General features: G+C 73.9%; 10 protein-coding genes and 1 other RNA gene. 7 read left to right on the forward strand and 4 right to left on the reverse strand.

All coding sequences use genetic code 11. The annotated features are described in order from the left end of the window. Nucleotides 1-2 precede the first annotated feature (2 nt). Both GCG21_RS08310 and GCG21_RS08315 read left to right on the forward strand, forming a co-directional pair. A complete protein-coding gene (locus GCG21_RS08310; RefSeq protein ID WP_152819003.1) occupies nt 3-848 on the forward strand; it encodes a Nif3-like dinuclear metal center hexameric protein in 846 nt (281 codons plus the stop codon). Then, complete coding sequence (locus GCG21_RS08315; protein WP_153878044.1) at nt 845-1,576, forward strand: zinc ribbon domain-containing protein; 732 nt, start codon at nt 845-847, stop codon at nt 1,574-1,576. The genes GCG21_RS08310 and GCG21_RS08315 overlap by 4 nt, the downstream gene beginning before the upstream one ends. 240 nt (nt 1,577-1,816) lie before the next feature. Here the strand turns inward: GCG21_RS08315 and GCG21_RS08320 are convergent, their stop codons facing one another. After that, the gene (locus GCG21_RS08320; protein WP_194165002.1) at nt 1,817-2,599 is read right to left on the reverse strand and encodes a peroxide stress protein YaaA; all 783 of its coding nucleotides are present in this window, start codon (nt 2,597-2,599) and stop codon (nt 1,817-1,819) included. 99 nt (nt 2,600-2,698) lie between these two features. Here GCG21_RS08320 and rnpB point away from each other — a divergent pair. Continuing rightward, an RNA gene (gene rnpB / locus GCG21_RS08325) (RNase P RNA component class A) lies at nt 2,699-3,089 on the forward strand. A 16-nt stretch (nt 3,090-3,105) separates the two neighbouring features. On the opposite strand, the gene ppgK is transcribed toward rnpB, so the two are convergent. Next, nucleotides 3,106-3,906 carry a polyphosphate--glucose phosphotransferase gene (gene ppgK, locus GCG21_RS08330; RefSeq protein ID WP_152819005.1) on the reverse strand — a complete coding sequence of 267 codons (801 nt, stop codon included), beginning with the start codon at nt 3,904-3,906 and terminating at the stop codon, nt 3,106-3,108. Between the two features lie 144 nt (nt 3,907-4,050). On the opposite strand from ppgK, the gene GCG21_RS08335 reads away from it, so the two are divergent. Both GCG21_RS08335 and hrpB read left to right on the forward strand, forming a co-directional pair. After that, a complete protein-coding gene (locus GCG21_RS08335) occupies nt 4,051-4,299 on the forward strand; it encodes an SPOR domain-containing protein (protein ID WP_152819007.1) in 249 nt (82 codons plus the stop codon). A gap of 62 nt (nt 4,300-4,361) precedes the next feature. Next, nucleotides 4,362-7,004: an ATP-dependent helicase HrpB gene (hrpB, locus tag GCG21_RS08340; protein WP_370517407.1), complete on the forward strand. Its 2,643-nt coding sequence runs from the start codon at nt 4,362-4,364 to the stop codon at nt 7,002-7,004. A gap of 42 nt (nt 7,005-7,046) precedes the next feature. Here hrpB and panB read toward each other — a convergent pair whose 3' ends face one another. Beyond that, a complete protein-coding gene (panB, locus tag GCG21_RS08345) occupies nt 7,047-7,898 on the reverse strand; it encodes a 3-methyl-2-oxobutanoate hydroxymethyltransferase (protein ID WP_152819009.1) in 852 nt (283 codons plus the stop codon). 88 nt (nt 7,899-7,986) lie between these two features. Here panB and GCG21_RS08350 point away from each other — a divergent pair, with 88 nt between their 5' ends. Continuing rightward, nucleotides 7,987-9,321: a glutamine synthetase family protein gene (locus GCG21_RS08350; protein ID WP_152819011.1), complete on the forward strand. Its 1,335-nt coding sequence runs from the start codon at nt 7,987-7,989 to the stop codon at nt 9,319-9,321. A 30-nt stretch (nt 9,322-9,351) separates the two neighbouring features. Then, nucleotides 9,352-12,306, forward strand: a complete 2,955-nt coding sequence (locus GCG21_RS08355) for a bifunctional [glutamine synthetase] adenylyltransferase/[glutamine synthetase]-adenylyl-L-tyrosine phosphorylase (RefSeq protein ID WP_152909384.1) — start codon at nt 9,352-9,354, stop codon at nt 12,304-12,306. 101 nt (nt 12,307-12,407) lie between these two features. On the opposite strand, the gene GCG21_RS08360 is transcribed toward GCG21_RS08355, so the two are convergent. Next, the gene (locus GCG21_RS08360) at nt 12,408-13,721 is read right to left on the reverse strand and encodes a TRAP transporter large permease (RefSeq protein WP_152819012.1); all 1,314 of its coding nucleotides are present in this window, start codon (nt 13,719-13,721) and stop codon (nt 12,408-12,410) included. Between the last annotated feature and the right edge of the window lie 2 nt (nt 13,722-13,723).

Below are 13,723 nucleotides of genomic sequence, written 5' to 3' on the forward strand. Positions count from 1 at the left end.
ACATGGTGACCGTCGCCGACATCGTCGCCCACCTGCGCGAGCGATACCCCGAGAGCACGGCCCAGGGCTGGGACGCCGTCGGCCTGACCGTCGGGGACCCGGCGGCCGCGGTCCGGCGCGTGCTCGTGGCCGTCGACATCGACCCGACCGTGGTCGCCGAGGCCCTCGAATGGGGCGCCGACCTCCTGCTCACCCACCACCCGCTGTTCCTCTCGGGCACCACCACCGTGGCCGCGACCACGCCCAAGGGCAGGATGGTCCACGACCTCATCGGCGCCGGGGTCGCGCTCTACACCGCGCACACGAACGCCGACATCGCCCCCGGCGGGGTGAACGACTCCCTGGCCGAGCTGCTCGGGCTCGCGGACACCGTGCCGCTCGAGGTGCTCGAACCGGTCGAGCACCCCGATGCGCATCCGGGCAGCGGGATCGGGCGCGTGGGTACGCTCGCCGAGCCGTTGAGCCTGCGCGGCTTCGGGGAGCTCGTGGCCGGCCGGCTGCCCGCCACCGAGCACGGCGTGCGGATCCACGGCGACCTCGACCGGTCGATCTCCCGCGTGGCGGTCTGCGGGGGGAGCGGGGACTCCTACCTCGACGCCGCCCGCCGCGCCGGAGTGGACGCCTATCTCACGGCGGACCTGCGCCACCACCGGGCCGCCGAGGCGGGCGCGATGCCGGGCGCACCGGCGCTCGTGGACGTCGCCCACTATGCGAGCGAGTGGCCCTGGGTGCCGCGCGTCGCCGACCGGCTCGCGGCGGCCTTCGACGTGGACGTGCGGGCCTCGCGGCTCGTGACCGATCCGTGGACCGTTAGGCTTGCCAGCACCAACCTAGGAGGCTCCCGGTGACCACCGCACCCCCCGCCGAACAACGTCGCCTGCTCGAGGTCCAAGAGCTCGACACCCGGCTGGCCCAGCTGGCCCACCAGCGCCGCACCCACCCGACGCTGGCGACCCTCGAGGAGCTGACCGCTCGCGCCGCGGACCTGCAGCGCGCCCGCACGCAGGCCGGCGTGCTCGTGACGGACACCCGCCGCGAGGTGGCCAAGGCCGAGGCGGACGTGGAGCAGGTGCGCTCACGCGCCGAGCGGGGCGCCCTCCGGCTCAACTCCGGGGAGGGCACTCCGAAGGAGCTCCAGGCGCTCACGAGTGAGCTCGAGGCGCTCGCCCGCCGCCAGGGCGTGCTCGAGGAGGCGCAGCTCGAGGTGATGGAGCGCCTCGAGGGCGCCGAGGTCGACCTGGCGGCGATGACCGAGCAGGTGCAGGCGATCGAGGCCCAGGTCGCCGACGTCACCGCCGAGAGCGAGCGGGAGATCGCCGTGCTCGACGCTCAGGCCTCCGAGACCGGCCGGGCCCGCGAGGTGCTCGCCGGCGGGATCGACGACGCGCTCATGAGCCTGTATGAGCGGGTCCGCAGCCGCACCGGCGGCCTCGGGGCGATCGCCCTCAAGGGGGAGATGACCGTGGGCGTCCAGGTCCCGCTCAGCCTGACCGAGAAGGCGGCCATCAGGGAGGCCGCCCCGGATCAGGTCATCCGCTCCGACGAGTACGACTACCTGCTCATCCGGGTCGACTGACCTGCTCGCCCGCTCCGACTCACGCGAGAGTCGGAGGCCGCGCCGGATGTGCTGTCGGCGTCGTGTGGGTCGGCGTCGTGTGGGCCGGCGTCGAATGGGGTCGCTCTCCGTTCCCACACACCAACGAATCTCCCCACGGGGGACCGGTGGCGCCCGCCCCGCCCGGTCGGGGTGACTCGTCGGTGCCAGGCGACGAAGAAGTTCCCCACCCCGCTGGGGAGGCCGGACCCGGTCGCGAGGTCAGGCGGGGAGCGTGAGCTCGAGCACCCGGGGGCCCGGGCCGGTGGCCGGCTCGAGCCGGAGGCCGGCGAGCACCGTGCCGACGAGCTCACCGGCGGCCCCGAGGAGCTGCTCCGCCGTCCGGGGCATCCGACCCGCCCGGGTGAGCAGATGCCCGGTGAGCAGCCCGCGGGTGTGCTTGGCGTCGTGGGAGACGACGGTCGGGACGCCGTCGCGCAGCTGAACCACGCGCACGCAGACCCACTCCGTCGGCGGCCGGGGGCGCCACAGCCGAATATAGGGGCCGGAGCGGCAATCGACCACGAGCCCCGGCTCCTCCGCGGACATCGCCGCGGACGTCGGCGGCGCCAGCGCCGCGATCGAGGTGCCGCCCCCGGGCAGGCCGGGCAGCTTCGCGGTCGGCGGCAGCCGGTAGGCGGGGATGGCGTCCGCGGGGGTGAGCATCCCGAACAGCGCCGAGGCGATCCATACGTGCCGGCTCGCCCGGGAACGAGCCGTGCCCGTGAGGTCCGCGAGTCCGGAGGCGGCATAGAGCACGCCCGTGTACACCCGCGCCGCCGGGGCCGTCGGCGCCTCGAGCAGCGAGACGTTCGCCGCGACCGGCCCGGCCATCGACGCCGGCAACCCGAGCGCGCCCGGACCGCTCTCGCTCGCGGCGAGCAACGCCGTCAGGACGCGTCGACGCTGCTCGGTCAGCTCCGGGTGGCTGAGCCCGGACAGGTCGAGCGGGCGGCCGGACGCGGGCGCGGTCTTGCCCTCGGAGGGCGGGAGCAGCAGGAGCACCCCGCCAGCGTACGGACCGGTCGGCGCGGTCGGCGCGTCCGTCCGCGCACTGGGCGCATCACTGGGCGCGGGACCGGGAGCGGTAGAGTGGCCCCTGGATGAGTCGACCAGGCGGTCGCGTCGCCCCGGCCTCGTGCCGGGGCGCCGAGGAACGTCCGGGCTCCACAGGGCAGAGCGGTGGGTAACACCCACCCGGGGTGACCCGCGGGACAGTGCCACAGAAAGGAAACAGCCACCGGTGCGTGCACCGGCGGTCATGGTGAAAGGGTGGTGTAAGAGACCACCAGCGCACCGGGTGACCGGTGCGGCTAGGTAAACCCCGCTCGGAGCAAGATCAGACAGGAAGCGCTCGTAGGCTGCCCGCCGAGCTTCCGGGTGGATCGCTCGAGGTGCGCGGCAACGCGCATCCTAGATGGATGACCGTCACCGCGGCCCACTCCGCGAGGAGCGGGCCGCGGGACAGAACCCGGCGTATCGGTCGACTCATCCGCCCCCGTCGGCGCGCGTCAGACGTGGTGCTGGGCCGCCAACCCCGCGGCGCCCACGATGCCCGCCTGGTTCCGCAGCTGCGCGGGCACCATCGGGGCGTGCGTGGTGATGAGCGGCAGGAACTCCTCGTGGTCCTTGGACACGCCGCCGCCGATGATGAACAGGTCGGGGGAGAAGAGGAACTCGACCACCTCGAAGTAGCGCTGCAGCCGCGTCGCCCACTCCGGGTAGGACAGGCCCTCGCGGTCCTTCACGCTCGCGGCCGCCCGGGTCTCGGCGTCGTAGCCGTCGATCTCCAGGTGCCCGATCTCCAGGTTCGGCACGAGCACGCCGTTGTGCACGAGTGCGCTCCCGATGCCCGTTCCGAGCGTGATCGTGAGCACGAGTCCGGGCTTGTCGTTGCCCGCGCCGTAGCGGGCCTCGGCGTAGCCTGCGGCGTCGGCGTCGTTCATGACCGAGACGGTCCGCCCGGACCGGGCGGCGACCACCTCGCCGAGGTGGCGGCCCACCCAGTCGCCGTCCATGTTCGCGGAGGAGCGCAGAACCCCGTGCTGGAGGATCCCGGGGAACGTGACCCCGATGCGGGCGGTGCCGGGCACCTCGAAGTGGTCGAGCAGCTCGCGCACGACGTCCCCGACGGACTCGGGCTCGGCGGGGCGGGGAGTGGGTATCCGGTGCCGCTTCGTCAGGAGCCGGCCGGTACGCACGTCCACCGCGGCCCCCTTGATGCCCGAGCCGCCGATGTCCACGCCGAAGGCGATGTCGTCGTCGCCGTAGTCGACGTCGCCGATCGCCAGGGCATCGCTTTTGCTGTTCATGGACCGGATTCTAGGGGGTTCGGCGCCGGGTCTGCGTTCGCGGCCCAGCCGGTGGCATCGGGCCGCGCGCCGAGCCCGAATCTCCCGCGCTCGCGGCGGCGAGGTGCAAGACTGGGAGCAAGTTGAGCCGCAAGGAGGACTCCGATGACTGAGAACGCACGCAAGCAGCGCCCAGACTCCGAGCACGCCTACTACTACAACACCGAGACCCACGAGGTCGAGTACGGCATGCTCAGCGCCTTCACCTATCGGCTCGGGCCCTACCCGACCCGGAAGGCCGCCGAGCATGCGCGCGAGATCGCACACGCGCGCAACGAGGCGTGGCTGGCGGAGGAGCGCGCCTGGCGCCACGGCGACCTCGCCGACGACGACAACGGCGACGAGGGCGACTGAGCCGCGGCCCCGGCGATCCCATCGGGAGCGGCGCCCACCGCGAGAGCGGCGATAATGGCGCCGTGGTCTCCTCTCGCCCGTTCGCGCTCGACGCCGTGGGCGCCGGGCTCGCCATCCGTGCGGCCGCCCCCGAGCTGAGCCGAGTGCTCGCCGCGGGCGGATCCGCCCCGCTCGCGGTCGTGCAGGCACCGCCCGGGAGCGGGAAGACGACGCTCGTGCCGCCGCTGCTGTCCGAGCACCTGCGCTCCGTCCCCGGCCACCCGCCCGGCCGGGTGGTCGTCACCCAGCCGAGGAGGGTGGCCGTGCGGGCGGCCGCCCGCCGCCTCGCCGCGCTCGACGGGAGCCCGATCGGGCAGCGCGTGGGCTATGCCGTGCGCGGGGAGCGCCGCACGAGCGCGCAGGCCCTCGTGGAGTTCTGCACCCCCGGCCTGCTGCTGCGCCGCCTGCTCGGCGACCCCGACCTGCCCGGAGTCGGGGCGGTCGTGCTCGACGAGGTGCACGAACGCGACCTCGACACGGACCTGCTGCTCGGCCTCCTGGGTGAGGTGCGCGAGCTGCGGGAGGATCTGGCGCTCGTGGCGATGTCGGCGACGATCGACGCGCCCGCCTTCGCCCGCCTGCTCGGTGGCGGGGAGCCCGCCCCGATCGTGGCCTCGCCGGCGGTCCAGCACCCCCTGCGGATCGACTACGCCCCGGCGGCCGGGCCCCGCACGAGCGACCGGGGCGTCGAGCGGGCGTTCCTCGATCACGTGGCCGGCGTGGCGGCCCGCGCGGCCCGCGCGGCGGACGAGTCGGACAAGTCGGTTGATGCCCTCGTGTTCCTGCCCGGAGCATGGGAGGTCGGCCACGTCGCCGCCCGACTCCGCAGCGACCTCGGCGGCGAGGCCGACGTGCTCGAGCTCCATTCGCGCCGCCCCGCGGCCGAGCAGGACGACGCGATCGCCGGCCGCCACCCGGGTGGCCGCCCCCGGATCGTCGTGGCGACCGCCATCGCCGAGAGCTCCCTGACCGTGCCGGGGGTCGGCCTCGTGATCGACGCCTGCCTCGCCCGTGAGCCCCGCCGCGACGCCACCCGTGACATGTCCGGCCTCGTGACCGTGGCCGCCTCCCGCGCGGCGATGGATCAACGCGCCGGCCGCGCCGCCCGGCTCGGGCCCGGCCGGGCGATCCGCTGCATCGACGAACGCGCCCATGCCGCCGCGCCCGCTGCGCCCCGTTCGCAGCTGAGCACCGCCGATCTCACCGGGGCCGCCCTCACCCTGGCCGTCTGGGGCGCCCCGGGTGGGAGGGGCCTGCGCCTGCCCGAGCCGGTGCCCGCCGCGGCGATGGCCGAGGCCGTGAGCGTGCTGCGGCGACTCGGCGCGGTGGACGCCGCCGGCCGGGCGACCGAGCTCGGCCGGCGCCTGGCGGAAATCCCCGCGGATCCCCGCCTCGCCCGGGCACTCGTCGACGGCGCCCGGCTCGCCCGCGCCCACGCCGGTCCCGCCCCGGCGCGGCTCGCCGCCGAGATCGTCGCCCTGATCGCCGGGGACCTGCGTGCCCCCGGCGCCGACCTCGCGGGCCGGTGGCGGCAGCTGCGCTCGGGCACCGGCCCCGAGGAGCGGCGCTGGCGAACCGAGGCCGACCGACTCGAGCGGCTCGAGCGGCGCGAACCGATCGAGCCGCCGCGCGTCCAGGCACCACCGGCGGGCGCGGCGGCGGCCACCGCGAGCCCCGGGATGATCGTCGCCCTCGCCCATCCCGACCGGATCGCCCGGCTCGTGGCGGCCCCGGGAACGTACCTGCTCGCCTCCGGCACCCGCGCGGCGCTGCCGCCGGGCAGCCCGCTGACCGGCGAACCGTGGCTCGCCGTCGCCGAGGCCGCCCGCGCCTCCGGCCGCAGCGCCGCCGGCACCGGGGCGGTGATCCGGGCGGCCGCCCCGATCGAGGCCGACGACCTGCTTGTCGCGGCCGCACACCTGCGCAGCACCCGCGTCGACGTCGTGGTCGAGCAGGGACGGGTCCGCGCCCGCGAGACCACGCGGCTGGGGGCGATCGAGCTGGCCACCACGCCGGTGCCCGCAAGCCTCGACGGCGCCCGGCGCGCGATCCTCGCGGCCCTCGCGGACTCGGGACCGGCGCTCTTCGACCCGTCCCGGGAGGACGAGCAGTGGCGGCGCCGGCTCGCGTTCCTCCATCGCCACCTCGGCCCGCCGTGGCCCGCCGTCGACGCCGCCGGCCTCGTGGCCACCGCGGACACGTGGCTCGAACCGCACCTGCGCAGCCTCGCCGGCGGCCGGGCCCTGCGCCGGGTCGACCTCGGCGCGGCGCTGCGATCGCTGCTGCCCTGGCCCGAGGCGTCCCGGCTGGAGGAGCTCGCCCCCGAACGGCTCCGGGTGCCCTCCGGCTCACGATGCCGGGTGGACTACCCCGACGACGCCGTGGACCCCGACGCCCGGCCGGTCGTCGCGGTCAAACTGCAGGAGTGCTTCGGCCTCACCACCACCCCGACGCTGGCGAACGGGCGCGTGCGGGTACTGTTCCACCTGCTCTCGCCGGCCGGTCGCCCGCTGGCGGTGACCGACGATCTGGCCGCCTTCTGGGCGGGCCCGTACGCGGGCGTGCGCGCGGAGAACCGGGGCCGCTACCCGAAGCACCCGTGGCCCGAGGATCCGGCATCGCACCGGCCCACCGGGCTGACGAATCGGCGGCTCGGGGAGCGCTGACCCGCTGCGGGCCCGTGCGGTCCGGCAGTAGGTCCGTAGGGGCTAGCGCTCGTACGTGTGCTCCGGGCCGGGGAACGACCCCGAACGCACCTGCGCCGCGTAGTCGCGGGCGGCCTCGGTCAGGAGCGCCCCGAGGTGGGCGAACTGCTTGGCGAACCGGGGCGACCACTCGCCCATGCCCGCCATGTCGAGCCAGACGAGCACCTGCCCGTCACACCCGGGGCCGGCGCCGATGCCGATCGTGGGGATCGCCAGGATCTCGGTCACCCGCGCCGCCACCGGCCCGGGCACCATCTCGAGCACGATCGCGATGGCCCCCGCCTCCTGGAGCGCGAGCGCGTCCGCGCACAGCTGCTCCGCCGCCTCGTCGCCGCGACCCTGCACCCGCTTGCCGCCGAGGATGTTCTCGGACTGGGGGGTGAAGCCGAGGTGCCCGACCACGGGGATCCCCGCCTGGGTGAGGGCGAGCACCTGGGCGGCCACGCGTCGTCCTCCCTCGATCTTCACGGCGTGCGCCCCGGCCTCCTTGACCATCCGGATCCCGGACTCGAGGGCGCGGGCGGCGGAGGCCTCGTAGGAGCCGAACGGCAGATCGACCACGACCATCGCCCGCTGCGCGCCCCGGGCGACGGCCCGGGCGGCGGGGACGAGCTCGTCCATGGTCGTCGGCGTCGTGCCCTCGTGTCCGAGGATGTTGTCGCCGTAGGAGTCCCCGACCAGCAGCAGGTCGATCCCGGCGGCGTCGAAGATCCGGGCGGTCGGGGCGTCGTAGGCGGTGAGCATCGTCAGCCGCTCGCCGCGCTCCTTCGCGCCGCGCAGATGGTGCAGGCGCACGCGGGCGGTCCCGCCCACGGGCGGGAGGGCGGAGGCATCGGGCGCCGTCGGCTTGCTCATGGCCCACAGCCTAGTGCGTCGGCTGCGGCGGGAGCCGCCTGGGATAGCGTGGAGCGATAGCATGCCGCCCACGAGGAGCGAGGAACCGATGGACCGTCAAGCCGAACACGTGCTGCGCACGATCTCCGAACGCGACATCCGGTTCATCCGGCTGTGGTTCACCGATGTGCTCGGGGTGCTCAAGTCGGTGGCCATCGCGCCGGCCGAGCTCGAGGGCGCGTTCGCCGAGGGGATCGGCTTCGACGGCTCGGCGATCGAGGGGCTGGCGCGGGTGTCGGAATCGGACATGCTCGCCCGCCCCGACCCGACCACCTTCCAGCTGCTCCCCTGGACCGGTGAGGCCCCCGGCACGGCCCGGATGTTCTGCGACATCCACACCCCCGACGGAGAGCCCGCCGCCTCCGACCCGCGGTACGTGCTGCGCCGCGCGCTCGCGAAGGCCGACGAGGCGGGCTTCACGTTCTTCACCCATCCGGAGATCGAGTTCTACCTGTTCGAGCCGCGGGCCGACTCGAGCGAACCGCTCGTCCCCGTCGACCAGGCCGGCTATTTCGATCACGTGGCCCGGAGCAAGGGGCAGGACTTCCGGCGCACGACGATCGCGATGCTCGAGGACGTGGGCATCCCGGTGGAGTTCTCCCATCACGAGGCCGGGCCCGGGCAGAACGAGATCGACCTGCGCTACGCCGACGCCCTGACGACCTCCGACAACATCATGACGTTCCGGACCGTGGTCAAGCAGGTCTCCCTCGAGCAGGGCTTCGCCGCCACGTTCATGCCGAAGCCGATGTCGGGCCGGCCCGGCTCCGGCATGCACACCCACCTGTCGCTGTTCGAGGGGGAGACGAACGCCTTCCACGATCCGGGCGGCCGGTATCAGCTCTCCGCCACGGCGCGCTCGTTCGTGGCCGGGCTACTCCACCACAGCTCCGAGATCTGCGCGGTCACGAACCAGTTCGTCAACTCCTATAAACGTCTGTGGGGCGGGGCCGAGGCGCCGAACTACCGCTGCTGGGGGCACAACAACCGCTCGGCGCTCGTTCGGATCCCGATGTACAAGCCGGACAAGGCCCGCAGCGCCCGCGTGGAGTACCGGGGCATCGACTCGGCCGCGAACCCGTACCTGGCCTACGCGCTCATCCTGCGCGCCGGCCTCAAGGGGATCGAGGAGGGCTACGAGCTGCCCGAGGAGGCCGAGGACAACGTCTGGGAGCTGACCGACGGGGAGCGGCGCGCGCTCGGCATCGAGCCGCTGCCCGGATCGCTCGAGCAGGCCGCCGACGCCATGGCCGACTCCGAGCTCGTGGCGGACACCCTCGGCGAGCACGTCTTCGCCCACGTGCTCGCGAACAAGCGGCAGGAGTGGCGGGACTATCGTGCCCAGGTCACCGCGTACGAGCTGGCACAGATCGACGTGATCTGACCGGTGCGACCCGCAACCCTCGCCACGCTCATGCGGCGGGCCCAGGTGCGCGATGCCGAGCGCACCGGGCGCTTCCTCGCGAGTGCGGCGGGGGAGGGGCTGCTGCCGACCCTCGAGCGGCTCACCCCGGACCTGGCCCGGCTCGCCGATCCCGATCAGGCCCTCGTCATGCTCGTGCAACTCGCCGAGGAGCTCGGCGCCGACCGGGTCCGAGAGCTGCTCCGGGACCCGGCGGCGGCCTGGCAGCTGCTGCGCCTCCTCGGCGGCTCCCGGGCGCTGGGGGACTGGCTGCTCACCCACCCCGAGCACCTCGACGCCGCCACCGACCCCGGCCCGTTCCCCGGCGCGGGTGCCTATGACGAGCGGCTGGCCGCGGCGGCCGTGTCCGCGAGTGGGGACGACGCCGTCGCGGCCCTGCGCATCGCCTACCGTCGCGAGCTGGTCGCCATCGCCGCCCGCGACCTCGCGAGCGAGGAGCCGGTCGCCGTGCTGCCCGAGGTGGCCGCGGCCCTCGCCGATCTCGCCGGGGCCGCGCTCGAGGGGGCTCTGCTCATCGCCCGCGCCGAGACCCCCGGGGGCGAGCACGTGCGGCTCGCGGTCATCGGGATGGGCAAGACCGGGGGCCGGGAGCTCAACTACCTCTCCGACGTCGACGTCGTCTACGTGGCGGGGTCTGCGGGGGAGGGGTCGAACGAGGGCGAACATTCGACCGAGGAGACCGGGGCGAACGAGGCGGCCACTCGGCTCGCCACGAACCTCGCCTCGGTGTGCACCCGCCCGAACCGGGAGCCGCCGCTGTGGCAGGTCGACGCGAACCTGCGCCCGGAGGGCCGACAGGGTCCGCTCGTGCGCACCGTCGACTCCCACCTGGCGTATTACCGCCGCTGGGCCCAGACCTGGGAGTTCCAGGCGCTGCTCAAGGCGCGGCACGTGGCCGGGGACGCCGACCTGGCCGCGGCCTACCTCGCGGGCATCGGGCCGATGGTGTGGCAGGCGGCGGGCCGGGACCACTTCGTGGAGGACGCCCGGGCGATGCGCCGGCGGGTGGAGGAGCTCGTGCCCGCCGGCGAGGCCGACCGCCAGATCAAGCTGGGGCGCGGCGGCCTGCGGGACATCGAGTTCACCGTGCAGCTGCTCCAGCTGGTCCACGGTCGCCTCGCGGGTGAACTGCGCTCGCCCACGACCCTCGACGCCCTCGCCGCGCTGTCCGCGGGCGGCTACGTCGGGCGGGACGCCGCGGCCGCCATGGCTGATCAGTACCGGTTCCTGCGGGTGCTCGAGCACCGGATCCAGCTGTGGCGGCTGCAGCGCACCCACCTCATGCCCACCTCCGCCGCGGCGCTGCGCCGGCTCGCGCGGGCCGTCGGCGCACGCGACGGGGACGAGCTGCTCGCCCGCTGGCGTTCGACCCGCCGGCAGGTGCGCCGCCTGCACGAGGAGCTCTTCTACCGTCCGCTCCTGCCCGCCACCGCGCAGCTCTCGCCCGCGGACGTCGCCCTCGAGCCCGAGACCGCGGTCGTGCGCCTCACCGCGCTCGGGTACACGGACGCCCGGGGGGCGCTGCGCCACATCGGTGCGCTGACCGAGGGGGTCTCGCGGCGGGCGGCGATCCAGCGCCAGCTCCTGCCGGTGCTGCTCGGCTGGTTCGCCGACGGGGCGGATCCGGACGGCGGTCTGCTCGCCTTCCGCAAGCTCTCCGACGTGCTCGGCACCACCCATTGGTACCTTCGACTGCTGCGGGATTCGGGGGTGGCGGCCGAACGCTTGGCCCAGTTGCTGTCGGAGTCGGTGTACCTGGCCGATCTGCTGCTGCGCTCGCCGGAGTCGGTGGCGTGGCTCGACCGGGCCGAGGAGCTGCGCCCGCGCTCCGCCGAGCAGCTGCGCACGCGGATCGAGAGCCTCGTCTCCCGCCGCAGCAGCGCCGCCGACGCCGCCCAGGCGGTCCGGTTCGTGCGCCGACGCGAGCTCACCCGCACGGCGATGGCCGATGTGCTCGCAGACGTCGACGTGGAATCGACCCTCGTCATCTCCGACATCGCCGACGTCGCCCTCGCCGGCTGCCTCGACCTGGCCCGAGCCGAGGCCACCGCGGAGGCCGGTCTCGATGCGGATCCGGCGGAGTTCCTCGTGGTCGCGATGGGACGCCTCGGCGGGCGGGAGATCGGGTACGCCTCCGACGCCGATGTGCTCTTCGCCTTTCGGGAACTGGGGACCGCGGGCGGGGAGGAGACCCAGGCCTGGGCCACCGGGGTGGCGACCCGGCTGCGCCGGTTCCTCGGCGACGCCGGGCGCGAGCCGGCGCTCGAGGTCGACGTCGACCTGCGCCCCGAGGGCCGGAACGGCCCGATCGTGCGATCGCTCGCCGCCTTCGAACAGTACTACCGGCGCTGGGTGCAGCCGTGGGAGCGCCAGGCTCTCCTGCGCGCCCGCTATGCGGCCGGGTCGGTGGCCCTGAACGAGGAGTTCACCGCCCTCATCGATCCACTGCGCTACGGGCCGCCACCGGAGCCGGGTGGGCTGCGGGAACTGCGCCGCATCAAGGCGCGGGTCGAGGCGGAGCGCCTCCCACGGGGGGTGCCCACGACCCACCACCTCAAGCTGGGCCGTGGCGGGCTCGCGGATGTCGAATGGACGGCGCAGCTGCTCGCCCTCCAGCACGCCCACGACGTGCCCGCGCTCCGCCACACCGGCACCCGGGAGGTGCTCCGCGCGGCCGGGGAGGCGGGGCTGATCGGACCGGACGACGCGGCCGACCTGATCGAGGCCTGGACGCTCGCGAGCCGGATCCGGAACGCGATCGTGCTCGGCAGCGGCCGCACGAGCGGGGTCAAGGTCGACGTGTTCCCCCGGGACCGCGCCGAGGCGGGCAAGGTGGCCCGGCTGCTCGGCTATCGGGCCGGGCTCGCCGCCGACTTCGAGCAGGACTGGTTCCGCGTGGCCCGCCACGCCCGCACGGTCGTCGAACGGGTCTTCTACGGCGGCTGAGTCGCCCGAATGAATCGCCCAGGGGAATCGGGGACGACCGAACGGCCCCGCCCTCCTGCCGGAGGTGCGGGGCCGTTCGGGGTGCTGCGGGGCCGGCTGCGTCAGGGGATGAGCAGGCCGGTGGAGGTGGGCAGCCACAGCGAGAGCTGGGGCACGAACACCACGAGGAAGAGCATCGCGATGATCGCGAGCAGGAACGGCCACAGCTGCTTGATCACCGGTTCGATCCGCAACCGGGCCACGCGTGCCCCGACGAAGAGCACATTGCCCACCGGCGGGGTGATCACCCCGACCGACAGGTTCATCACGACCATCGCACCGAAGTGCACCGGGTCGACTCCGAGCTCGAGCGCGATGGGCAGGAAGATCGGCACGAAGATGAGGATCGCCGGCGTCGGGTCCATGAAGGTTCCGACGATGAGCAGGATGACCATCATGATGAGCAGCACGACGACCTTGCTGTCCGTGGCCCCGAGGATCGTGTCGGAGATGACGTCCGGGATCCGCGCGAAGGACATGACGAAGGACAGCGCGGTCGAGACCGCCACGAGCAGCATGACGATGGCGGTCGTGCGGCCGGCGTCGATGAGGATGCCCGGCAGTTCCCGGAACTTGATCGAGCGGTAGATCGCCGAGAGCACGAGGCAGTAGACGACGGCGATCGATGCCGACTCGGTGGCGGTGAAGTAGCCGAAGATGATGCCCCCGACCACGACGATGATCATGAGCATCGAGGGCACGGCGCGCCAGAACACGAGCATCGCCTGGGCGAAGGTCACCCGATCGGTGGACTTGAGCTTGCCCTTCTGGCGGCGCGCGTACAGGTACACGATGACCATGCAGGCCAGGGCCCACAGGATGCCCGGGAAGACCCCGGCCATGAACAGCGCCGCGATCGACGTGCTCGAGACGAGCGAGTAGACGATGAACGTGTTCGAGGGCGGGATGAGCATCCCCGACGGCGCCGAGGCAACGTTCACCGCGGCGGAGAACGGCTTCTTGTATCCCTCGGCGGACATTCGCGGGTTCATGACCGTGCCGACCGCCGCGGCGGCGGCCACCGCGGCCCCCGAGACCGCGCCGAACATGGCGTTGGCCACGACGTTCGTCTGCGCGAGCGAGGCGGGCATGCGGCCGGTGACGACCTTCGCGGCGTCGACGAGCCGGCCCGCGATGCCGCCGTTGTTCATGATGACGCCCGCGAGCACGAACAGCGGGATCGCCAGCAGCGGGAAGGAGTTGATCCCGGTGAACATGCGCTGGGAGGTGACGAGGACCGCCTCCTGCATCCCGAGCAGGGGCACGGCGGCGATGAACGAGACGGCGCCGATGACGACCGCGATGGGCACCGAGAGCACGATGCCGATGATGATGCCGAAGAGCAGGATGAGTCCGGCGAGCGTTGCGGGATCCATTG

The sequence above is a fragment of the Pseudactinotalea sp. HY160 genome (genome assembly GCF_009372055.1).
In the GTDB taxonomy this organism is placed as follows: Bacteria; Actinomycetota; Actinomycetes; order Actinomycetales; family Beutenbergiaceae; genus HY158.

Bases quoted from the DNA above. Each gene is read 5' to 3' on its own strand.
- GCG21_RS08360 (WP_152819012.1), bottom strand. From the start codon at position 13,721: ATGGATCCCGCAACGCTCGCCGGACTCATCCTGCTCTTCGGCATCATC.
- GCG21_RS08310 (WP_152819003.1), top strand. From the start codon at position 3: ATGGTGACCGTCGCCGACATCGTCGCCCACCTGCGCGAGCGATACCCC.
- GCG21_RS08335 (WP_152819007.1), top strand. From the start codon at position 4,051: ATGACTGAGAACGCACGCAAGCAGCGCCCAGACTCCGAGCACGCCTAC.
- GCG21_RS08355 (WP_152909384.1), top strand. From the start codon at position 9,352: ATGCGGCGGGCCCAGGTGCGCGATGCCGAGCGCACCGGGCGCTTCCTC.
- ppgK (WP_152819005.1), bottom strand. From the start codon at position 3,906: ATGAACAGCAAAAGCGATGCCCTGGCGATCGGCGACGTCGACTACGGC.
- panB (WP_152819009.1), bottom strand. From the start codon at position 7,898: ATGAGCAAGCCGACGGCGCCCGATGCCTCCGCCCTCCCGCCCGTGGGC.
- GCG21_RS08350 (WP_152819011.1), top strand. From the start codon at position 7,987: ATGGACCGTCAAGCCGAACACGTGCTGCGCACGATCTCCGAACGCGAC.